This window comes from Bacillus sp. UNC438CL73TsuS30 (assembly GCF_000482325.1).
In the GTDB taxonomy this organism is placed as follows: Bacteria; Bacillota; Bacilli; order Bacillales; family Cytobacillaceae; genus Neobacillus.
Genome location: NZ_KI535298.1, coordinates 61,399 through 81,557, shown reverse-complemented (window position 1 = coordinate 81,557; position 20,159 = coordinate 61,399). Strand labels below are relative to the sequence as shown.

At 37.1% G+C, this 20,159-nt stretch carries 24 protein-coding genes; 13 read left to right on the top strand and 11 right to left on the bottom strand.

All coding sequences use genetic code 11. The annotated features are described in order from the left end of the window. Positions 1 to 108 precede the first annotated feature (108 nt). Positions 109 to 561, bottom strand: a complete 453-nt coding sequence (locus tag M028_RS0126480) for a cupredoxin domain-containing protein (RefSeq protein WP_026576541.1) — start codon at positions 559 to 561, stop codon at positions 109 to 111. Between the two features lie 224 nt (positions 562 to 785). Between M028_RS0126480 and mprF the strand changes: the two genes are divergently transcribed. Then, on the top strand, positions 786 to 3,314 hold the full coding sequence (gene mprF, locus M028_RS0126475) for a bifunctional lysylphosphatidylglycerol flippase/synthetase MprF (RefSeq protein WP_026576540.1): 2,529 nt from the start codon (positions 786 to 788) through the stop codon (positions 3,312 to 3,314). A 25-nt stretch (positions 3,315 to 3,339) separates the two neighbouring features. Here mprF and modB read toward each other — a convergent pair whose 3' ends face one another. Together modB and M028_RS0126465 are read right to left on the bottom strand one after the other, a co-directional pair. Then, positions 3,340 to 4,008, bottom strand: a complete 669-nt coding sequence (gene modB, locus M028_RS0126470; protein WP_231510899.1) for a molybdate ABC transporter permease subunit — start codon at positions 4,006 to 4,008, stop codon at positions 3,340 to 3,342. Positions 4,009 to 4,163: 155 nt separating this feature from the next. Further along, positions 4,164 to 4,427, bottom strand: a complete 264-nt coding sequence (locus M028_RS0126465) for a hypothetical protein (protein ID WP_026576538.1) — start codon at positions 4,425 to 4,427, stop codon at positions 4,164 to 4,166. A 96-nt stretch (positions 4,428 to 4,523) separates the two neighbouring features. Here M028_RS0126465 and M028_RS0126460 point away from each other — a divergent pair, with 96 nt between their 5' ends. Together M028_RS0126460 and M028_RS0126455 are read left to right on the top strand one after the other, a co-directional pair. After that, complete coding sequence (locus M028_RS0126460; RefSeq protein WP_026576537.1) at positions 4,524 to 5,012, top strand: Hsp20/alpha crystallin family protein; 489 nt, start codon at positions 4,524 to 4,526, stop codon at positions 5,010 to 5,012. Between the two features lie 88 nt (positions 5,013 to 5,100). Beyond that, positions 5,101 to 5,544 carry a hypothetical protein gene (locus tag M028_RS0126455; protein ID WP_026576536.1) on the top strand — a complete coding sequence of 148 codons (444 nt, stop codon included), beginning with the start codon at positions 5,101 to 5,103 and terminating at the stop codon, positions 5,542 to 5,544. A gap of 30 nt (positions 5,545 to 5,574) precedes the next feature. On the opposite strand, the gene M028_RS0126450 is transcribed toward M028_RS0126455, so the two are convergent. After that, complete coding sequence (locus M028_RS0126450; protein WP_026576535.1) at positions 5,575 to 5,817, bottom strand: YkuS family protein; 243 nt, start codon at positions 5,815 to 5,817, stop codon at positions 5,575 to 5,577. 99 nt (positions 5,818 to 5,916) lie between these two features. Here M028_RS0126450 and M028_RS33135 point away from each other — a divergent pair, with 99 nt between their 5' ends. Beyond that, positions 5,917 to 6,048 carry a YuzL family protein gene (locus M028_RS33135; RefSeq protein ID WP_133337996.1) on the top strand — a complete coding sequence of 44 codons (132 nt, stop codon included), beginning with the start codon at positions 5,917 to 5,919 and terminating at the stop codon, positions 6,046 to 6,048. A 54-nt stretch (positions 6,049 to 6,102) separates the two neighbouring features. Here the strand turns inward: M028_RS33135 and M028_RS0126440 are convergent, their stop codons facing one another. Then, positions 6,103 to 7,722 carry an ABC-F family ATP-binding cassette domain-containing protein gene (locus tag M028_RS0126440; RefSeq protein WP_026576534.1) on the bottom strand — a complete coding sequence of 540 codons (1,620 nt, stop codon included), beginning with the start codon at positions 7,720 to 7,722 and terminating at the stop codon, positions 6,103 to 6,105. A gap of 204 nt (positions 7,723 to 7,926) precedes the next feature. Here M028_RS0126440 and M028_RS33930 point away from each other — a divergent pair, with 204 nt between their 5' ends. Next, entirely contained in the window at positions 7,927 to 8,061 is a 135-nt protein-coding gene (locus tag M028_RS33930) for a hypothetical protein (protein WP_256218458.1), read from the top strand. Positions 8,062 to 8,121: 60 nt separating this feature from the next. On the opposite strand, the gene M028_RS0126430 is transcribed toward M028_RS33930, so the two are convergent. Then, on the bottom strand, positions 8,122 to 8,724 hold the full coding sequence (locus tag M028_RS0126430) for an SCO family protein (RefSeq protein ID WP_026576533.1): 603 nt from the start codon (positions 8,722 to 8,724) through the stop codon (positions 8,122 to 8,124). 129 nt (positions 8,725 to 8,853) lie between these two features. On the opposite strand from M028_RS0126430, the gene M028_RS0126425 reads away from it, so the two are divergent. The 4 genes from M028_RS0126425 to M028_RS0126410 all read left to right on the top strand — a co-directional run bounded on the left by M028_RS0126425 (position 8,854) and on the right by M028_RS0126410 (position 12,557). Further along, a complete protein-coding gene (locus tag M028_RS0126425; RefSeq protein WP_026576532.1) occupies positions 8,854 to 9,243 on the top strand; it encodes a CidA/LrgA family protein in 390 nt (129 codons plus the stop codon). Continuing rightward, positions 9,227 to 9,904 carry an LrgB family protein gene (locus M028_RS0126420; RefSeq protein WP_026576531.1) on the top strand — a complete coding sequence of 226 codons (678 nt, stop codon included), beginning with the start codon at positions 9,227 to 9,229 and terminating at the stop codon, positions 9,902 to 9,904. The genes M028_RS0126425 and M028_RS0126420 overlap by 17 nt, the downstream gene beginning before the upstream one ends. A 387-nt stretch (positions 9,905 to 10,291) precedes the next feature. Then, the gene (locus tag M028_RS0126415; protein ID WP_026576530.1) at positions 10,292 to 12,217 is read left to right on the top strand and encodes an endonuclease MutS2; all 1,926 of its coding nucleotides are present in this window, start codon (positions 10,292 to 10,294) and stop codon (positions 12,215 to 12,217) included. Positions 12,218 to 12,299: 82 nt separating this feature from the next. Beyond that, a complete protein-coding gene (locus tag M028_RS0126410) occupies positions 12,300 to 12,557 on the top strand; it encodes a hypothetical protein (protein WP_026576529.1) in 258 nt (85 codons plus the stop codon). 23 nt (positions 12,558 to 12,580) lie between these two features. On the opposite strand, the gene M028_RS33925 is transcribed toward M028_RS0126410, so the two are convergent. After that, complete coding sequence (locus M028_RS33925; RefSeq protein WP_026576528.1) at positions 12,581 to 12,712, bottom strand: hypothetical protein; 132 nt, start codon at positions 12,710 to 12,712, stop codon at positions 12,581 to 12,583. Between the two features lie 63 nt (positions 12,713 to 12,775). On the opposite strand from M028_RS33925, the gene M028_RS0126400 reads away from it, so the two are divergent. Continuing rightward, positions 12,776 to 13,000: a cold-inducible protein YdjO-related protein gene (locus M028_RS0126400; protein ID WP_231510901.1), complete on the top strand. Its 225-nt coding sequence runs from the start codon at positions 12,776 to 12,778 to the stop codon at positions 12,998 to 13,000. 48 nt (positions 13,001 to 13,048) lie between these two features. Here the strand turns inward: M028_RS0126400 and M028_RS0126395 are convergent, their stop codons facing one another. The 4 genes from M028_RS0126395 to yhfH (M028_RS32435) form a co-directional block, all read right to left on the bottom strand. Continuing rightward, a complete protein-coding gene (locus M028_RS0126395; RefSeq protein WP_026576526.1) occupies positions 13,049 to 13,240 on the bottom strand; it encodes a hypothetical protein in 192 nt (63 codons plus the stop codon). Between the two features lie 110 nt (positions 13,241 to 13,350). Continuing rightward, positions 13,351 to 13,485, bottom strand: a complete 135-nt coding sequence (gene yhfH, locus M028_RS32445; RefSeq protein ID WP_081810903.1) for a protein YhfH — start codon at positions 13,483 to 13,485, stop codon at positions 13,351 to 13,353. Between the two features lie 70 nt (positions 13,486 to 13,555). After that, positions 13,556 to 13,693, bottom strand: coding sequence for a protein YhfH (yhfH, locus tag M028_RS32440; RefSeq protein ID WP_081810902.1), 138 nt, complete (start codon positions 13,691 to 13,693; stop codon positions 13,556 to 13,558). A gap of 70 nt (positions 13,694 to 13,763) precedes the next feature. Next, entirely contained in the window at positions 13,764 to 13,901 is a 138-nt protein-coding gene (gene yhfH, locus M028_RS32435) for a protein YhfH (protein ID WP_081810901.1), read from the bottom strand. A 287-nt stretch (positions 13,902 to 14,188) separates the two neighbouring features. On the opposite strand from yhfH (M028_RS32435), the gene M028_RS31730 reads away from it, so the two are divergent. The 3 genes from M028_RS31730 to M028_RS0126360 all read left to right on the top strand — a co-directional run bounded on the left by M028_RS31730 (position 14,189) and on the right by M028_RS0126360 (position 19,782). Next, the gene (locus tag M028_RS31730) at positions 14,189 to 16,732 is read left to right on the top strand and encodes a PAS domain S-box protein (protein WP_051591270.1); all 2,544 of its coding nucleotides are present in this window, start codon (positions 14,189 to 14,191) and stop codon (positions 16,730 to 16,732) included. 195 nt (positions 16,733 to 16,927) lie between these two features. Next, entirely contained in the window at positions 16,928 to 18,988 is a 2,061-nt protein-coding gene (gene fdhF / locus M028_RS0126365) for a formate dehydrogenase subunit alpha (protein WP_231510898.1), read from the top strand. A gap of 209 nt (positions 18,989 to 19,197) precedes the next feature. After that, positions 19,198 to 19,782, top strand: a complete 585-nt coding sequence (locus M028_RS0126360) for a 3D domain-containing protein (protein WP_026576523.1) — start codon at positions 19,198 to 19,200, stop codon at positions 19,780 to 19,782. Positions 19,783 to 20,159 lie beyond the last annotated feature (377 nt).

Sequence of the window (20,159 nt, the reverse complement as noted above, 5' to 3'; positions counted from 1 at the left end):
TTTATCAATGGAATAGTTTCTGTATTAGAATAATCAAAAGGTAATTGTGGGGCTGTTATATAGAAGGATATACTTAATAATAAAAGCAGGAGAATAATCTCCTGCTTTTTAATCCACAACAATATCTGCAATCATTGGTCCATTATGTGCCTTGTCTGAATGGACCTCACAAACTAAGCGGTAGGTTCCTTCTTTATCAAATTGGAGTGGAACCACCGTCTCTTCTCCTTTTTTTACAGTTCCTTTAATGCTGGTGCCCTCAATATAAAATGGATGTTCTTCCCCGTTTATTCCATTTATATATAACTCGGCCTTTTCACCCTTTTCCAAAACAATGGTACCGGGATCCCAGCGGTATGCCTCTAATTCCTTACCATCCTTTGTTTGTGTTTTATATTCCACCGTTACCATATGAATCTCACGAATTTTTTCATTTAATTGCTGGTTAAACACAGCTGTATCTCCAGCCCTTAATATAAACCAAGCAGAGACTGTTACGAGTACAAACCCAACAGCTAAGAAGAATAACAATGTTTCTTTCTTAAACACGAAAAATCTCATTTCTAAACCCCCCCACAGATTTGTCCTAATTCATGTTTATGGGACAGAGCTAGAAAACTTGTCTCTTTTTTCAAACTTTTAACGCAAGAAATTCTAAACGGTTGGGGATTCAATAAACTGTCTAGAATAGAAGTATGCAAGGTCAATCAAAAATAAATTGATTTCTTTTTCCTATGGAAAAGTTTATATTAAAATTAGTAGAGAAAAAATAGGTGGTTATCTTGTTGGGGATCAAAAAAGAAAAATTATTAAAATCAGCAAAATTTATTTTTCCACTTTTTTTATTGATTTTTGCCATTGTTGAAATAAAGAAATTTACAGGAAATGTGAACGGACAATTACTAGCAGATGAACTGCATAATTTACATATCAGCATGCTCATTCTAATCCTGGCGATAACGTTTACGGCCGTGCTTCCAATGCTGCTTTACGATGTACTGTTAGTTCGAATTCTTGGACTAAAGGTCCCTAAAAAGGAGCTTTTTGAGCAATCCTTCATCGCTAATTCTTTTTCCAATTTAATTGGATTTGGCGGTATTATCGGTGCGATGCTAAGAACCTATTTTTTTCATAGTCTTGAACAGGATAAGCGAAAGCTGTTAGGGGTAATCGCAACTGTTTCCCTTTTTTATTTAACGGGAATTTCAGTCCTATCGTGGTTTGTTACCCTATTCTATCATCACTTTCCATTGTTCAAGGATGTGAAATGGCTGTTTTTTGCAGTTCTTGGCGTTGGATTATACTTACCGGTATTTCTATTTATACATATTATAAAAAACAAAAAAGACAGTCCGTCCTTAATTACCATTAACTCGGCAGTAAAACTAATTATTGTTTCTGTGGTCGAATGGTTTGCCGTTTTTATGGCCATCTGGATTTTAAGCCATCTTTTTGGAATTTCAATTTCATTTAAGCAGCTTTTTCCTGTATACATCATTGCTGCCTGTGCAGGGATTATTAGTATGATTCCCGGAGGCCTGGGCTCGTTTGATTTAGTATTTATTTGGGGAATGCAGGATTTACATATACCGCAGGAAAAAGTGATTGTTCTTCTATTATTTTATCGGTTTGGGTATTATATTTTACCGTTTTTAGTCAGTATCATTCTGTTTGTCAAAATGTATTGGGAAAAATGGAACAGAACCTGGAGTAATTTACCAAAATTAATTGTGCAGGGATTCAGCCATATTGTATTAACCTTGATGGTATTTTTATCAGGACTGATTTTGCTTTTATCAGCAAGTGTACCGGGCATCATGTCGCGTCTTAGGATTGCACAGGAGATCCTGTCATTTCCGATTATAAATGTATCCCATCAGCTCTCGGTTGCCGCGGGTTTCCTTTTATTGGGGTTATCACGGGGCATTGAGTATAGTGTTAAGAGAACGTATGAATTAACTATGTTTGTATTAATTCTTGCTGCGTTATTCTCTATTTTTAAGGGAATTGATTATGAGGAAGCGATTTTTTTAATTATTGTAGCCCTTCTTTTAAGAATGGCGAAGGGACAATTTTACCGTGAAAGCTATGTTCTTACATGGGGGAAAACCTTATTTGATGTCACGCTGATTCTTATTATTACATTCATGTACATTTTAATCGGTTATTTAAATTTACCTTCAGCCAAATTAGAGATGCCTAGAAGGTTTCTACCATTTGTAATTGTAGATTACCATGACTTATTCAATAGTGCCTTGATCGGGTTGATTATTGCCTTTTTAATCCTTGTATTCGGTTACGTAAGCAGTAAGCCGAAAAATTGGAAATTTGAGAATTCAAAAGGCCAAGAACAAGAAATCAAGTCTCACTTAACAGAATATAAGGCAAAGGTATTGTCCCATTTAATTTTTCTACATGATAAGTATATTTTTTGGAACAGTAAAAGGAATGTTCTGATTTCCTTTCAGCAATATGCAGATAAGCTTGTGATTCTAGGAGATCCTATAGGGGAAAAAAGAGAGCTATCAAATGCAATCGAGGAATTTCAGGAAATTTCAGATTTGCATGGTTTCACCCCAGTTTTTTATCAGGTCAGTGATGATATTTTGCCATTGCTCTACGGCAGCGGGTATGCCTTTTTTAAATTAGGTGAGGAGGCATACGTCAATCTTAAAACCTTTTCACTGTCAGAAAATAATATGAAGGATTTACGAGCCTTACGAAATAAATTTATCCGGGAAGACTATCAGTTTGAAATGATAAAACCTCCTTTTTCGGAAGATTTATTAAACGAATTAAATGGAATTTCAAACGACTGGCTCCAGGGTAGAGCCGAAAAGGGATTTTCTGTTGGGTTTTTTGACCGGGATTATTTAAATAAAGGACCCATCGCCCTTGTGAAAAATCAAAGGAATCAAATTCTTGGTTTTATTACGATTATGCAGGTATACGATGACCAAAATACGGTTTCCATAGATTTGATGAGGTTGAAACCGAATTTACAGGCGGGATTGATTGATTTTCTTATTCTTTCTTTAATTGATTGGGCGAAAGAAGAAGGATTTGATCGTTTTAATATGGGTATGGCCCCGCTAGCAAATGTCGGTATGTCAAGATTCGCATCTCTAAGCGAAAAAGTTGCGGCCCAAATTTTCTTTCATGGGCACTTTATCTATGACTTCCAGGGGCTTCGAGGATTTAAAGAGAGATATACAAATATTTGGGAGCCGAAATACCTTGCCTATCGAAGAAAATCTTCACTGGCTTTTACAATGGCACAAATCACTTTATTGATTTCTAAAAAAAGAAGATAAAAAGCCATGGACAGCGAAAAACTGTTCATGGCTTTTGTTTTACGGAGTAATTGGTTACAAATAGCATTAAAAAAGAGATCACAACCATGGACAAAACTAACATCCATGCAAGTGACATATTCCCTGAATCCATTGCCACATAGATTGCAGTAGGGGCTGTTTGCGTTTTACCTGGTATATTTCCGGCAAACATTAGGGTTGCTCCAAATTCACCTAATGCTCTCGCAAAGCTTAAAATTAAACCTGTGACCATGGATTTAGCCGACAAGGGGAGTGTGACAAATAAAAAAACTTTCATTTCATTTGCTCCGTCTACTCTTGCTGCTTCTTCAATATCTTTATCAACCGATTGAAAACCTAATTTGACCGTTTGAAACATAAGTGGAAATGCCACAATCGTAGATGCGATTATAGCTGCCCATGTAGTGAACATGATTGATTGATGGAAAATTTCTTCAATCAAGGTGCCTATAGGACTATTTCTTCCGAAAAAGAAGATAAGTAAAAAGCCAATTACTGTTGGCGGGAGGACAATGGGAAGCATTAGGATGGTTTCAATAAAAGCTTTCCCTTTAAATGCCCGTAATGTGAATAATCTTGCGAAAATAATCCCGAATAAAAAAACAATCACGACGGAAATCGATGCTATTTTTAACGATAAGGTAATCGGGGACCAAAATTCATTTGGAAACAAAATCATCAATCCAATACATTAATGCCTTAATTTTTCGAATACAGTTCTCGTTGTCCTTCTTTGTAAATACTCATAGAAGAGGAGCAGATGTACTGTAATCATTATATCTAATTGGAGAGAATCCTCAAAGAAAAATACCACAATTCATTTTTCGTTTATTCCTCCCTGCACGGAAACGGATCGCCTATTGTTTCAAACGAACTTGGGGAGTCAATTTGATCGCGATCATCTACGAAACTTCTATTCCCAAAAAAGTCGCTTTTATCACCAAAGTTTTGCCCATATCCTTGATTTTTTTTGTCTGAATTATGCCATTCGGCCAAAAGATTTTGACCAATATTTACAGCAGATGCATTTTCAAAGGAATTAATTTTAATCATAAATATATTTATATTAATATACGGAACCGGAGCCGGCATGTTATCTCCTCCTTATGCTTGTGGTTAAATATATGCATTGTTCCTGAGGTTTATCCCGAATGAACGGGGCAAGAGATGAAGGAGATGTGTAAATAGATGGATATGGATAAATTAAAACAATGGCTGGAGGTCGCTCAAAATATGCAAGGAGGCGATTTCTGGAAAAATATATTTGAACAGGATTTTGCAAAACAATTTATGAATGATCCTTCCTTTAAATCCCCTATTTACGGAAATGGTGAAAAAAATATGCGAGAAGAGAAAAACTCGCGTACCTTTCCATCCATTGATATTTTGGAAGGGGAGGAAGAGGTAATGGTTTTAATCGAGCTCCCAGGAGTAAGGAAAGAAAATATTGAATTAGGTCTTAACGGAGATATTTTAACGATTAAAGGGACCGCACTGCCCATTCATCCTAATTTGAAAATAGCTTATTCTGAAAGGTTCTATGGTGAGTTTCAGAGACAAATTAAAATTCCGGATCAAATTAGCCCCAATGAAATAAATGCAAAGTTTTGGAACGGAATTTTATTTGTGAGCTATCAACGGAAAATGGAAAAAGGAGAAATAATCCCAATTGACTAGAATACGTTCTCCTTTTCTTTATTTGGACATGTTTATCTTTATCTCCCATATATATAAGTAAGGATAAAATAAGGGAGCGTCCGCGCACATGTCACTAAAAGATTTATTCTTCATTTTCAATAAAAATGATGATGAAAAGAACTTAAAAAGAAAATTGACTTCCCTAGAATTAGATATAAAAGAATTGAAAAAATCTATATTAGCAATCCAGGAACAAAAAAAGGACTCTGAAGAGAAAAAAGTCATTCATAAGGAGCCCCCGATTATTATTGAAAAAATTAACATCGAAAAAATCATTTTAGATAAATATGAGCTTAATAATAATTTTGGCCAGTTAGGAATTAAAGAATTGAAGGGGAAATTGAATATTGGTGCAACATATGGAAGTGAATATACGCCAAATTTGAATGAGGATGAAGAAAAAGTAGAAGAAGAGCCTGCCCGAAAGGAGAAAATAAATAAACAAACAAATGGTTTTGGTCCAAAAGTCAACATTAACCCCAAAAAAGAAGAAGATATGAAAAAAGACTAAAGTTTTAAACCTTTAGTCTTCCTGAGAAAATCATTGCAGTCTGCTTTCCACCTGTTGGCATACTTCGTCAGCGGACATTCCATTGGCATCAATAACAGATCCCTTTGTATAGGTATCCTGCATTCCCATAACGTTAGAGTCCATACCAGTAACCACACAGCAATCACAATTCTGCGCATCTGATTCCTGCTTCAGTTCAACAACATCATAACCTTTTTCCTTTAATGCCTGTTGAATATTTGTAAGAGATTGTTCTACTCCAATCTTTGCCATACAAAACACCTCCTCCTGTAGATTATCTTGCCTAAGTTTTCCTGAATTATTCCGTATAAGTACCGATATTTTTCCAAAACTATAATGGGAGGTGTTGATATGGGAAAGCGTAAAAAAGATGCTTCGACAATAGGGCTTAATTCTTCTCAGGTAGAAGGACAAGGGACGACAAATACCGAAACAGGAACGAGATCTGAGCCTTCGTCTCGTCGCAGGAAAAAAAGCCCCTAAGCACTATTAGAGCTTCACCAAAAAAGCGGGCACATTTATGTGCCCGCTTTATACTTATTGATACATTTCCGCTACTTGTTTTTGAATATCAGCATTTTCAAGATACTCATCATAACTCATTTCCTTGTCAACCAACCCCTTTGGTGTCAATTCGAAAATTCGATTGGCAATGGTTTGAATGAACTGATGGTCATGGGAAGAAAACAAGAGAGATCCCTTAAAATTAATTAATCCATTATTTAATGCTGTAATGGATTCCAAATCAAGGTGGTTGGTTGGTTCATCTAGCAGCAATACGTTTGCGCCATTTAGCATCATTTTTGAAAGCATACAACGAACCTTTTCGCCACCTGAAAGCACACTAGCCTTTTTCAATACTTCCTCACCGGAAAATAGCATTCTTCCTAAGAAGCCTCGTAAAAAGCTTTCGCTTTCATCTTTAGGTGAAAACTGGCGGAGCCATTCCACAAGATTTAATTCACTGTTCTCAAAGAACTCGGAGTTATCCTTTGGAAAATAAGCCTGACTTGTTGTAATTCCCCATTTAAATGAACCACTGTCAGGTTCCATTTCACCCATTAAAATCTTAAACAAAGTGGTTTTTGCAACCTCGTTTGTTCCAACAAGTGCAATTTTGTCTCCTTTATTCATAAAGAAGCTAATATTATCAAGAACCTTCACACCATCAATCGTTTTTGTCAAACCTTCTACCCTTAATAGGTCATTTCCGATTTCACGTTCCGGTGTAAAACCGACAAATGGGTAACGGCGTGACGATGGCTTGATATCATCTAACGTAATTTTTTCTAATAGTTTTTTACGGGAGGTAGCCTGCTTGGATTTGGAAGCATTTGCACTAAAGCGGGCAATGAAGCCTTGTAGCTCCTTAATTTTTTCCTCCTTCTTCTTGTTGGCGTCAGAAGCCATCCTTGACGCTAATTGGCTGGATTCATACCAGAAATCATAGTTCCCGACATAGATTTGGATCTTACTGAAATCTAGGTCAGCGATATGGGTACAAACCTTGTTTAGAAAATGACGGTCATGGGAAACGACGATAACGGTATTCTCAAAGTTAATTAAGAAATCTTCAAGCCATTGAATCGCTTTTATATCTAAGTGGTTCGTTGGCTCGTCCAAAAGAAGGACATCAGGGCGTCCGAACAAGGCTTGAGCAAGAAGGACTTTTACTTTCTCAGAACCGGTTAATTCAGCCATAGTTTTATAATGCAGGTCTTCTTCAATCCCAAGACCTTTTAATAGGATAGCGGCTTCCGGTTCAGCCTCCCATCCGTTTAATTCTGCAAATTCACCTTCAAGTTCAGCAGCTTTCATCCCATCTTCATCAGTGAAATTTTCTTTCATGTAGATGGCATCCTTTTCCTGCATTACTTGGTATAATCTTACGTGACCCATGATAACAGTTTTTAAAACCTCGTATTCTTCATACTCAAAATGGTTTTGTTTTAATACTGCCATCCGCTCATTTGGTCCAAGTGAAACGTTCCCGGTTTGTGCTTCGATTTCACCTGAAAGTATTTTTAAAAATGTAGATTTTCCGGCGCCATTTGCCCCAATCAAACCATAACAATTTCCGGGTGTAAATTTAATATTAACATCTTCAAACAGTTTGCGGTCTCCATATCTTAAGCCTACATTGCTAACGGTAATCATAGTTAAAATCCTCCAAAACAAAATATCTATTTATTATACCATTAATAACTCATAGAACGAAACTATTAGTAATGGCAGTTCCATTAATTCGTGTGAGCGGTTCATCCTAACATGAAAATATTTCTAAATTTTTTTTCAGGTTTTAACACTTTATTCATATTTTTATTGTAGAATGTACGTATGATGTTAAAGAAGGTGAGAAGCATGGCAAAAAAGCAGCTTACAGAATTCGTTAATAAATTAAAAAAAGCTGGTATTAAAGTAAGTCTTACAAAACCAAAGTCCAATTACCTTTTATCCTTGCAGCAAATTAAAAGATATCCTTCATCGGTGAATTAAATAGGTTGAAAAAAGCGGTTAATCCAATGGACTAGCCGCTTTTTTTAGTGAAGGGTAATTCTAATTAATTTTATTCATGATTTTTTCATACACTGCTTTTTTGTCGAATTTTTCTCCCATTGGGAATTTGGCGATAAACTTATTATTTTTGTCCACTAAATAAGTGTTCGTCGTATGGATAAATTGTCCGTTACCTGGATCCTTATATTGAAATTGTAAGGAGGTGGCGATTTCTCTAATACTCTTCTGATCTCTTTTAATGTTCTGCCTATCCCCTGTTAAAAACAGCCAATTTTGATCATTGCTAATGCCGAATCCTTTCATGTAGCCTTTTAATACCTTGGGAGTATCGCGGTATGGATCGATGGTAATCGTAAGAAATTCGATATTCTTGCCAAAAACACCGCTTTTCTCCAATTCTTGTTTTAAAACATTCATTTTTTGCGTTGTTGTCGGACAAATATCAGGACAATGAGTATAAATAAATTCTACAAGCTTTAGCTTTGAATCGTCCGCTCCAAATTTGTATGATTCTCCATTTTGGTTAAATAAGGTAATATTTGAAGGTATTTTTGTGTTTGCATCCCGAATCAGAAAAAAAGCAATTCCAGCTGCTATACCAACGAATACAGCAAGAGTGCATATTAGGTAGATCTTTTTCATTTTGTAATCCCTCCTATCAATAAGATAAAGAAGTTTTAAAAAAAATCATATGGATAATTTGTGAACAAAAGATAGTTGTTCATAAGTTTATCCCTTATACTAAATAAAAACGGAGTGGGGGTTCGGTGGATGAAAAAGGGTTGGAAAATATTCTGCCAATTGTTGATCTTAGTTTTAATCTATCAAATCGGAAATTGGACCGTCCATTTTACACATTTGAAAATCCCTGGGAATGTACTGGGTTTGATGGTGCTTTTGGTTTTACTCTGGCTTAAAATCATAAAAATTGACCAAATTGAACTTGTTTCTAGCTGGCTTTTGAAGCATTTAGGATTCTTTTTCATTCCCATTTCGGTTGGTTTAATGACTCTGGGTCCAACTTTACTTAATAAAGGGCTGCTTTTTCTGTTTATTCTTGTAATTAGTGCATTCATTGGATTGGTAACGGCTGGAAAAACAACTCAGGCTGTCATAAAGAAAAAAGAAAAGGTAGTAGATTATCATGATCACGTTATTTAGTATCCTTTTAACACTGTTAATCTATAGACTGACAATTTTTTTAGCGGGAAAATATCCCACACCTTTAACCAGCCCAGTGTTTTTAAGTACAATTTTGATTATTGCCTTTTTACTGGGACTGCACATATCTTATGATGATTATACTCCCGCAAAGAATATCATGACCTTTTTGCTTGGTCCGGCTACAGTTGCTCTTGCAGTACCGATATATAAGAATTGGCATCTTCTATCTAAATATTTTGGTGCTGCATTGATTGGGTTAATTGCAGGGACCGTTTTAACAATTGGCACTGCCTTGCTTTTGGCGAAAGCCTTTCACTTTTCTAGAACCACTCTTCTTGCATTAAGTATCAAATCTGTGACTGTACCGGTGGCAACAGAGATTGGTAAAATATTAAAAGTGAACTTGCCGTTAATTGTTGCCTTTGTCATTATTACCGGGATGATTGGTGCGATGTTTGGTCCCAAATTATTAAACTTGTTTAAGATTGATCATCCGTTTGCCCGCGGCCTTTCGATTGGAACGATTGCTCACGGAATCGGAACTGCTGAAGCAGTCAAGGAGGGGGAAATCCAAGGGGCAGTGGCTGGAGCAGCGATGGGAATTGCTGCAATTTTGACTTCCTGTATCTTGCCGTATCTTATTCCTGTCTTACTATAAAAATCTAAGCTGAATTTCTCTTCCATTATTGACAATTGGTTCCAAATTGAATATTCTATATTTGATAAATTGTAAAAAGTAAGGAGTATGTTTTATGTTAGGTGTCGTTCTTAACTAATCCATGAATTGGATACAATCATTCCGTTAGCCTCATTCATTTTTTAAAAGGGTGAAAGAGGGTTATTTGTTATGGGGTGAAGTTAAGAACAATGAGCGAACATAGGCATACATTCTTTTTCCATGATGCTGTGTACACTTGTGTAGACAGTTTTTATTTTGGGAAAATTTATGCATGAAAAAATGAAGGGGAAAGACTCATTTTTTCACGTTGGCCGCAATGACATTGTTCATTGCGGCTATTTTTATTTTTAGGGAGGAAAAACCAAATTGAATCAACATACTTTTAAAACATTGGAATTTCAACAAATTAAAGAGCAGATTGCTCAATTTGCCTTAACAAACGAAGGGAAAGAAAAAATTCTAGCTCTCACTCCGTCTACCCATTTAAAACAAATTGAAGCATGGCTGGGTGAGGTGTCAGAAGCGGTAGAAATTTTGAAAAAAAGCTCAAGTGTACCTCTACATGGGATGGATGGTATGCAGCAGTTAATCCTGCAATTGAATAAGGGAGTAGCACTCCGTCCGGATCAACTGGCAAAGCTTTATGAGTTTTTGGACTGCTGTAGGAAAATGCGAAGATTTATGAAGGATAAAGAGTGCCTGGCACCAAGAGTTTCTTCATATGTCGTGACAATGAATGACCTGCCTGAACTTGCAAATGAAATCATCCGCTGTATCAGGAATGGCAAGGTGGATGATTATGCAAGCAAAGAATTATTAAAAATCAGGAAACAAATCATTATTCATGAGGAACGCTTAAAAGAGAAAACCATGCAGTTGATTCGTTCCAATAAATATAAAACCTATCTTCAAGAAAATGTTGTCAGTCAAAGAAACGGGAGATATGTCATCCCGATTAAAAAAGTATATCGTAACAAAATCAAAGGTACTGTCCTTGATACCTCTGCATCAGGTTCGACCCTTTTCATAGAGCCGGAGGAAATTTCGTTTTACCAGGACCAATTAACATGGTTTCTAGCAGATCAAGAAGTAGAGGTACAAAAGGTGCTTGTTTATCTAACTGGTTTAGTAGAGGAAAATCAACAGCAAATTTGCTCAGCAATGGAAATTATGGTTCATTATGATTTTTTATTTGCGAAAGCAAAATATAGCCGTACCCTGAATGGTGTGGAGGCAGGGATCAATGAATCACATGAAATCCAATTAATTCAAGCAAGACATCCCTTGCTTGGAGAAAAGGCAGTACCGTTAACACTGGAACTAGGTAATACAGCGAATGCATTAGTGATCACGGGTCCGAATACAGGAGGAAAGACAGTAACGATAAAAACTATTGGGCTATTAACGCTAATGGTACAAAGCGGCCTTCATATTCCTGCAGCCCCGGGAAGTAATCTTAGTATTTTTCATCGTATTCTTGTTGATATTGGGGACGGCCAAAGCATTACAGAGAATTTAAGCACTTTTAGTTCTAGAATCGTGAATATCATTGAAATTTTAAAGGATACCAATGATCAAACAATGGTCTTATTAGATGAATTGGGATCGGGGACAGACCCTGGTGAAGGAATGGGGCTTGCAACCTCCATTTTAGAAACACTCTATGAAAAAGGGGCTACATTATTTGCAACTACTCACTATAGCGAAATAAAGGAATTTGCCGAAGCGCATTCAGGATTTATGAACGGATCGATGGAATTCGATTTGGAGACGCTCTCGCCTACGTATCGCCTTCATATTGGCAGAGGGGGAGAAAGCCAGGCCTTTGCGATTGCACTTAAGCTGGGAATCCATCCAAACATCATTGAAAGGGCACATGCGATTACCTATAAGGAAGAAAAACATTATGAGATGGCCGAAATCGATCCCAGGAAACGTAAAGAAATAGAAAAACAAATCATCGTCAACAAGTATCAAAAGCGGAAAGCAGCTTTTAAAGAGCATGATAATGTCCCAATTTATCATCAGGGCGACAATGTCAAAATTTCTCCTTCCAACGAGTATGGAATCGTCTATACCGGTCCAGATCAGCAAGGGAACTATCTTGTTCAAATAAAAGGAGAGAAGATTTCCGTAAACCAGAAAAGATTAAAGCTATATATATCGGCAGCTGAGCTTTACCCGGATGATTATGATTTTGATATTATTTTTCAGTCAAAGGAAACCCGGAAGAAAAGTAAAATCTTGTCCAAAAGGCATCACGAAGGTATCATCATTGACCATACTGACTAGGGAAGCGATTCCTTTTCTCCTTGTCAAACCTTGAATAAAGGAGGAAAATGAATGATATAAATGAACCAAGGGAGTCTTTGATATGCCTAAGGAAATGATAAAATTTCATCATCGGCAGGTTGTTGTGAATACGTATGTAGACGAAGAATTAGTAAAACGGGACGGGTTTTGGTTTGAAGAGATGATCATGATTGGTTCAACAATTGCTTTTATAAAAGAGGGAAAAACAATTAACGTCATTGAACTACCTGACGGAATAGAATTAAAAAAAGAAGAAGTGTTTAAAAATTATTATTCATTAAATATCGAAAATAAAAAAATTGAGATCTATTTTCCGTAAAGAGGCTGAAGAATCAGCCTCTGTTATTTTTTTCGATATTGTTCTGCCAGCAATTTTTTTACTTCATTATAACTAAGACCTGACCGGCTGTTTAATCTTTTAACCTCTTCAATATCGGTCCCAACATTCGTGAATTTTTTTGAATTTATGCTCATTTGTATTCTCCCTTCAATAGAAAAAAGATAATTCCATTTTTAGAAATGAAATAATTGATTTTTGTGCATACTAACAATAGTAGTGAAAAGGAGGCGGTTCCCATTTTTTATGGTAAACGAGCTAAAGAGGAAGAAATTGAAAATATCCTTGTGGATACTGAAATTTACTCATGTATAGATGACTCCTGCATCGGCTGGATGCGAAAGGATTTTGTTACAGATGATTTACTTTGCCCAATGTGTGGAAATGAAATGATGTCTGAAATTAGAGAGCTTCCAAAAATATAAGATATTTTGAAAAGACTGTCACTGTACTATGACAGTCTTTTATTCTTTTTACAGGTTTTCATTCTGTTGTTTAATTTCATCCCCGGTTATTACAATATTGGCTTCGGTGAGTTCCATGTGACGGTCAACGGAATCACCGGCAACATTTTTTAAATTTGGAAAAATGGATCCGTTCTCGATTGTTACTTGTTCTTGCTTTGGTGAATTTGTAAGATAATCTTCTTTTTTTGCCCTTGCCACGTCATTTCAACTCCTTTGTTACATGATTTGCAACAAGGGATTGGTTTATTCTTTTTCTGCGGCGGAAGTAATTGCAAATTAAAAACTCTCCAGCTTCCTGGAGAGTTGGTTTACTCTTCTTTTTTTGATAAACAGCGTTCGCATTCCATCATGTAGGATTCCGCTTGTTCCTCCATGTGCTGACCACACTCTGGACATTCCTTCTTAGGCAAATTACGAAAAAATTCAACCGGACTCATTAACATTTAAATCTCCTCCTTTGTTATATACAGTTTATTAATATTTCTTTTGTTGTAGTACAGTGGGGACGAAAAATTAATATTCCTCTTTTTTTGACAGGCAGCGATCACATTCCAACATGTAGGATTCAGCTTGCTCTTCCATGTGTTGACCACACTCTGGACATTCCTTCTTAGGCAAATTACGGAAAAATTCAACTGGGCTCATTAACATTTAAAATTCCTCCTTTGTTATATACAACTTATTAATATTTCTTTTGTTATAGTACAGTGGGGACGAAAAATTAATACTCCTCTTTTTTTGACAGGCAGCGATCACATTCCATCATGTAGGATTCCGCTTGCTCCTCCATATGCTGACCGCACTCTGGACATTCCTTCTTAGGTAGGTTACGGAAAAACTCAACTGGATTCATTAACATTTAAAATTCCTCCTTTGTTTAATACAGTTTATTAATAATTCATCTGTTGTAGTACAGTATAAACGAAAAAATTAAAAATGTGTAGGCCTTTTTTCAAAAAATTTTAACTTTTTTAAATATAGTTCTTTTGTCCCGATTCCTGAATGTTTTTTTATCTCTGATGAAAAACAGCTTTTAGGTAATGATAGTAGAAAATTAGCTTTCTTTCAGTAATTGGTACTTCCCTAATAAAATACTTTACATTACAATCATAATAGTAATGATGGAGATTGGAGGGATGCACGTTAATGAATATAGTTCTTGGAGCGATTCATCCTTTTTTTATTTTGATTGCCATTGGATTAACGATAATGGCTTCCTATACAGCATTAGATATGTTCACCTTAATTAAATCAGCTGAACCTAATAAACGCCTTTTATTCTTAGGGGGATCGGTAACATTAGGTGTTGGAATTTGGGTAATGAATTTTATGGGGCTTATTGCGGCAGATAGCAGCCGGTTTGCAAGTTATCAAATTCCATTTACCATTTTATCCATTTTTATCGGGATTGCTTTTACTGGGATGGCTTTTGTCCCGTTCTTTGGTAAAAAAATTCGGTTATTCCAGCTAATGATTGGTGCATTACTTTTAACAGTTGCAGTTTATGCTACTCACATCATAAGTCTTTATGCAATGAATGTGACCCTGAAATATAATATTCCGCTATGTGTTTTTGCTGGTATTCTAATTTTTTGTACCTTCATGTTTTCATTATGGATTTTATATTCATCAAAGAGTTATACACACGCTAATCAAGTATGGCTGAAACCGGTTAGTGCGGTAATTATGGCAGGTGCGATTGCTGAAGGGCATTTTCTAATTAAGAGAGCTACAACAATTCTTTCAACTGCTGAAATCATTAAGCCTTCAAGTGGCGAGGATACCTTTATTATTTATTTAGTCTTATTTGTATCCATTTTAATTATTGGCGGACTCATTGCCTCCAGTACCTTAATTAGTAAACAACTGGTTGCTTCGGATACGAATTTAAAGGATATAAAGGCGGCTCTTGATGCATCAACCATTGTAGCCATTACCGATAAACGTGGAACGATTATGTATGTAAATGATAAATTTGAGGAAATTTCAAAATACAAAAAGGAAGAAATTCTTGGTGAAAATCATCGAATTTTAAATTCGGGGTACCATTCAAAAGAATTCTTTGCAAAATTATGGCATACAATTACCTCCGGAAAAATCTGGAGAGGAGAAATTCGCAACATGGCCAAAGATGGCTCTTTTTATTGGGTGGACACGACGATTGTTCCCTTTTTAAATAAAAAAGGAAAACCGGTCCAATATATTGCGATTCGTTCTGATATTTCAAAGCGAAAGCAGGCCGAGCAGGATTTGCTGGATTCACTTAAGGAAGTTCGTGACATTACATTCGCTCTGGACCAATCCTCTATTGTTGCCATAACAGATGAGAAGGGTCGAATTACGACTGTTAATGATAAATTCTGTGAGATTTCGAAGTATCAGCGAAATGAATTAATCGGTCAGGATCATCGGATCTTAAATTCTGGTTACCACTCAAAAGAATTTTTTAAAGAGTTATGGAAAAAGATTGGACAGGGAAATGTTTGGAAGGGTGAAATCTGTAACCGGGCAAAAGATGGCAGTAATTACTGGGTAGATACAACGATTGTTCCATTCCTCAATGAGAACGGTAAACCCTATCAATATGTTGCGATTCGAACCGATATTTCAAATAGGAAGAAAGCGGAAGAACATTTAAAACAAATGGTTAAGGAAAACACGGATATTAAATTTGCCCTCGACCAGTCTTCTATTGTTGCTTTTACCGATGCACAAGGTAAGATTACCAGCGTGAATGATAAGTTTTGTGAGATTTCGAAGTATAGCCGTGAGGAGATCATTGGAAAAGATCATAATATATTAAATTCCGGTTTCCATTCCAAGGAATATTTCAAAAGTTTATGGAAAACAATTGGCGAGGGGAATGTATGGAAAGGGGAAATTAGAAATAAGGCCAAGGATGGCTCCCATTATTGGGTCGATACAACCATAATTCCCTTCTTGAATGACCAGGGTAAACCTTATCAGTATTTAGCAATTCGCAATGATATTACCGAACGTAAACGTACGGAAGAAGTCCTCCATCGTCAGGATAAGCTTGCGGCCGTCGGTCAATTGGCGGCAGGGGTAGCTCATGAAATACGGAATCCGTTAACCTCGATGCGAGGTTATGCTGAATTTCTTCAATTAGATGAAACGGACCCAGAACGGTTGGAATTCTTGAACATCATTCTTGATGAAATAGAACGGGTTAACACGATTGTTGAGGATTTTATGGTGTTAGCAAAACCAAAAGCGGTTGAATTAGAGGAAAAGAATGTTGTTCCGGTCATTAAAAATGTGGTATCTTTACTGGAATTTGAGGCGAGAAAGAAAAATGTTCGCCTTCACTTTGAGTGTAATCAAGAAATTATTCAGATTGAATGCGATGAAAACCGTCTAAAGCAAGTCTTTTTGAACTTTATTAAAAATGGAATCGAAGCGATGCCGAATGGCGGTGAGCTGCACGTTAAAACGCTTATTCATGAGAATAACGTACAAATTTCGATTCAAGACACGGGTGTTGGAATTCCAAAAGAGAAATTAAAGAACTTGGGAGAACCGTTTTTCACCACAAAGAAAAATGGAAACGGGTTAGGGTTAATGGTCAGCTTTAAAATCATTGAAAGCCATAACGGAAAAGTGTTTGTTGAAAGCGAACCAAATAAAGGTACCACCTTTAATATATTATTACCGGCTAAAACGGCCTGACAAAAAACGGGAGATTCATTCTCTCGTTTTTTATTTGTCTAGCTCTAGCGCTTGTCGAGGCTGAACAAGGTGCTTCTGCTTATCTAGTTTTCGAAAAATAGACAAATTTGAGTCGAAAAAGAAACTTACATGATGAAAAGAATAGATTAATATGATGGTAGTAGGGTTTCTTGTTTAATCAAAGGAGGGAAGACAATGGGTGAAACATCTTTGGTAAAGGCCATTTGTGGTTATTGTGGAACCGGCTGCGGCTTAGTGCTCGAAGTCCAGGATAATAAAATCAAGAAGATCCGCGGTGATAAGGAGGCTCCTGTCAACAAGGGACAAACCTGTGTAAAAGGAGCATTTGCCTATGAATATGTTCACGCAAAAAATAGACTAACATCTCCGCTCATTCGTAGAAGCGGAAAACTGGTTGAAACAACATGGGATGAAGCTTACGAATTTATCGCAAAGAAATTGGGAGAAATTAATGGCGATTGGGGTCCAAATGCCATTTCCATGTTTGCCTGTGCACGGACTACGAATGAATCCAATTTTATCACACAAAAATTTATGAGAACTGTGATTGGCAGCAATAATATCGACGGATGTAACCGAACGTGACACGCCCCTAGCGTTGCCGGTCTGGCAACTGTTTTTGGAAGCGGTTTCCCAACCAACACACTTGAAGATTTTGAAAAAGCGAAGGTATTGCTGTTAATGGGGTCAAACACAACCGAGGCCCATCCAATTATCGCGAACCGAATGAAAAGAGCAGCCAAATCAGGTCTTAAAATTATTGTTATTGACCCAAGAAAAATTGAAATGGTGAAAGTAGCCCATCGTCATTTACAAATCAATGTCGGTTCGGATATCGCTCTTATTAATGCGCTTATCCATGTAATTATAAAAGAAGAATTATATAGCCAGGAGTTTATAAAGCAATTTACGATTGATTTTGCTGCACTTGAAAGACTCGTGGAATCTTATACACCGGAGCATGCGGCCAAAATTACTGGGTTAAATCCAGCGGATATTGTTGCAACAGCAAGAGATTATGCTGCCTCAAGCGGCTCCATGATTGCCTATACTCTTGGGATTACGGAACACCATTGCGGTGTAAATAATGTTTTTGATATTGCGAATCTAGCATTATTAACCGGCAATATTGGCAGGGAAGGCACCGGAATTATGCCGCTTAGGGGGCAAAATAATGTTCAGGGTGCAGGAGATATGGGCTGCTTGCCAAATCAATTGGCAGGGGCAATGAGTCTTACAAACGCGGAATATCGGGGACGGTATGAAAAAGAATGGAATGTGGTGTTGAACCCAATCGCAGGTGATACCCAAACCAGAACCTTTGATAGGATTGAAACTGGTGCCGTAAAGGCCCTTTATGTAATAGGAGAAAATCCACTTCTAGCTGATGTTCATATGAATCATACTAAAACATTATTAGAAAAGCTCGACCTATTAGTTGTTCAAGACATCTTTTTAACGGAGACAGCCCAAATGGCGGATGTCGTGTTGCCGGCCCGTTCTTGGGGTGAGGTGGATGGGACGTATACAAATACAGATCGACGTATTCAACGGGTGCGCAAAGCAGTTGAGTCCCATCCAAATGTAAAAGAAGATTGGGAAATTCTTTGCGAACTTTCAACAATAATGGGCTACACGATGAAGTATAACAGCAGTGAGGAAATCTGGGATGAAGTGAGAAGGCTTGCATGGGAGATGTATGGCGGTATTTCCTATGAACGTCTGGAAAAAGAGTACAGCCTCCATTATCCATGTCCTGCGGAAGACCATCCGGGCACATTTGTCATGCATGAGCGATTCCACCAAGAAATGCAACCAAGTAAAAAAGCACCGTTTGTCCCTGTTGACTACACACAGCCATTAGAGCGTCCTGATGAGGAATATCCATTTATGCTCACAACCGGACGCCGCTATGAATCCTATAATACGCACTCACAAACACGTCATTATGCAGCTGGAGTAAAGATAAAACAGACGGAAGAAACGGTTGATATTCATCCGGAAGATGCAATATTATTAGGAATCGTAGATGGCGAGGTTGTTCAGGTACGTTCCCGTAGAGGAGGATTAAATGTTAAGGCGAAAATAACGGATCAAGTGGTACCTGGTCTAGTGTTCATGAGTTTTCACTGGAGTGAAACGCCTACCAATGTACTAACCTTAAATGAATTTGATCCTATTTCCGGAACCGCAGAGTATAAGGCCTGTGCCGTTGCAATTTCCAAAATAAGCTAATCTTGTAGTGAAAACGGAGGTTTTGACCTCCGTTTTTTTTATGGAATATATATAATTCGAAGAAGAAATATTTTTCTGACCATTGAAATGTTATTGTAATATAATTGGACTTTGTGTAAAGTAATTAACATCTCCCTGTTCTTTTTATAAGGAAATTCCATGTTATCATGGTACTAGTTAGCGAACGAAAGAACATGGGGGGTAAAAAAATGTTTAAAAAAATAATAGCATTATTCGCAGTAGCTGCACTCTCAGGGACTATAGGTGCTAATGTCGATGCCGCTGAGATTACAGTAAAAAAGGGAGATACCCTTTGGGATATTGCAAAAGTACATAAGACAACTGTACATAAGATTAAAAAGAAAAATCATCTGTCTTCTAGTGTGATTCATCCTGGAGATAAACTCACTATTGATTCAAATAAAAAAGCTACTAAACATGGTAAAAAGAAAAAACATGTTTCAAAAAAGAAACATGTGAAGAAAAAAAGGGCAGTGAAAAAATCAAAAGTAATTGCCGTGAAAGCAACTGCCTACACTGCACAGTGTAAAGGTTGTTCCGGAATTACGGCGACTGGGATTAATCTTAAGTCAAATCCGAAAGCAAAGGTTATTTCAGTTGACCCGAAAGTTATTCCTTTAGGTTCAAAGGTTTACGTGGAAGGGTATGGATATGCTGTTGCCGGAGATACAGGCGGAGCCATTAAAGGCCATCATATCGATGTGTTTATCCCATCTAAAACAAAAGCGATCAATTGGGGAAGAAAACATGTAAATGTCACGATCATGAATTAAAACTGCCGGCAACGGCAGTCAGATTGTCGAGAAAGGATAAATTCTCGGCAATTTTTTTTTGAATCTAAATGATATTTTTATTATTTGTCCCTGCAAAACAGCTTTGGCGAAGCCGTGGACGATCGTGTCCGAATAATGGGCTAATTTGGACAGCTTTGGCGAAGCCAGGGGTAGTTGTGTCCGAATCAGGAGTTCATTTGGACATCTATGGTGAAGCCAGGGGTAGTTGTGTCCGAATCAGGAGTTCATTCGGACAGCTTTGGCGAAGCCTGGAGTCAGTTGAGTCCGAATCAGGAGCTCATTCGGACAGCTTTGATGAATACAGGGGCAGTTGAGTCCGAATCAGGAGCCTATTCGGACAGCTTTGGCGAAGCCTG

What these genes read in the sequence shown, in the direction of transcription:
- M028_RS0126430 (WP_026576533.1), bottom strand. Translation starts at nt 8,724, where the DNA reads ATGAAAAAGATCTACCTAATATGCACTCTTGCTGTATTCGTTGGTATA.
- yhfH (WP_081810903.1), bottom strand. Translation starts at nt 13,485, where the DNA reads ATGTTAATGAGTCCGGTTGAATTTTTTCGTAATTTGCCTAAGAAGGAA.
- M028_RS0126420 (WP_026576531.1), top strand. Translation starts at nt 9,227, where the DNA reads ATGATCACGTTATTTAGTATCCTTTTAACACTGTTAATCTATAGACTG.
- M028_RS0126425 (WP_026576532.1), top strand. Translation starts at nt 8,854, where the DNA reads ATGAAAAAGGGTTGGAAAATATTCTGCCAATTGTTGATCTTAGTTTTA.
- M028_RS33930 (WP_256218458.1), top strand. Translation starts at nt 7,927, where the DNA reads ATGGCAAAAAAGCAGCTTACAGAATTCGTTAATAAATTAAAAAAAGCT.
- M028_RS0126360 (WP_026576523.1), top strand. Translation starts at nt 19,198, where the DNA reads ATGTTTAAAAAAATAATAGCATTATTCGCAGTAGCTGCACTCTCAGGG.
- M028_RS33135 (WP_133337996.1), top strand. Translation starts at nt 5,917, where the DNA reads ATGGGAAAGCGTAAAAAAGATGCTTCGACAATAGGGCTTAATTCTTCT.
- M028_RS0126460 (WP_026576537.1), top strand. Translation starts at nt 4,524, where the DNA reads ATGGATATGGATAAATTAAAACAATGGCTGGAGGTCGCTCAAAATATG.
- M028_RS0126440 (WP_026576534.1), bottom strand. Translation starts at nt 7,722, where the DNA reads ATGATTACCGTTAGCAATGTAGGCTTAAGATATGGAGACCGCAAACTG.
- M028_RS31730 (WP_051591270.1), top strand. Translation starts at nt 14,189, where the DNA reads ATGAATATAGTTCTTGGAGCGATTCATCCTTTTTTTATTTTGATTGCC.
- M028_RS0126450 (WP_026576535.1), bottom strand. Translation starts at nt 5,817, where the DNA reads ATGGCAAAGATTGGAGTAGAACAATCTCTTACAAATATTCAACAGGCA.
- M028_RS0126465 (WP_026576538.1), bottom strand. Translation starts at nt 4,427, where the DNA reads ATGCCGGCTCCGGTTCCGTATATTAATATAAATATATTTATGATTAAA.
- M028_RS0126455 (WP_026576536.1), top strand. Translation starts at nt 5,101, where the DNA reads ATGTCACTAAAAGATTTATTCTTCATTTTCAATAAAAATGATGATGAA.
- M028_RS0126480 (WP_026576541.1), bottom strand. Translation starts at nt 561, where the DNA reads ATGAGATTTTTCGTGTTTAAGAAAGAAACATTGTTATTCTTCTTAGCT.
- M028_RS0126410 (WP_026576529.1), top strand. Translation starts at nt 12,300, where the DNA reads ATGCCTAAGGAAATGATAAAATTTCATCATCGGCAGGTTGTTGTGAAT.
- yhfH (WP_081810902.1), bottom strand. Translation starts at nt 13,693, where the DNA reads ATGTTAATGAGCCCAGTTGAATTTTTCCGTAATTTGCCTAAGAAGGAA.
- M028_RS33925 (WP_026576528.1), bottom strand. Translation starts at nt 12,712, where the DNA reads ATGAGCATAAATTCAAAAAAATTCACGAATGTTGGGACCGATATTGAA.
- yhfH (WP_081810901.1), bottom strand. Translation starts at nt 13,901, where the DNA reads ATGTTAATGAATCCAGTTGAGTTTTTCCGTAACCTACCTAAGAAGGAA.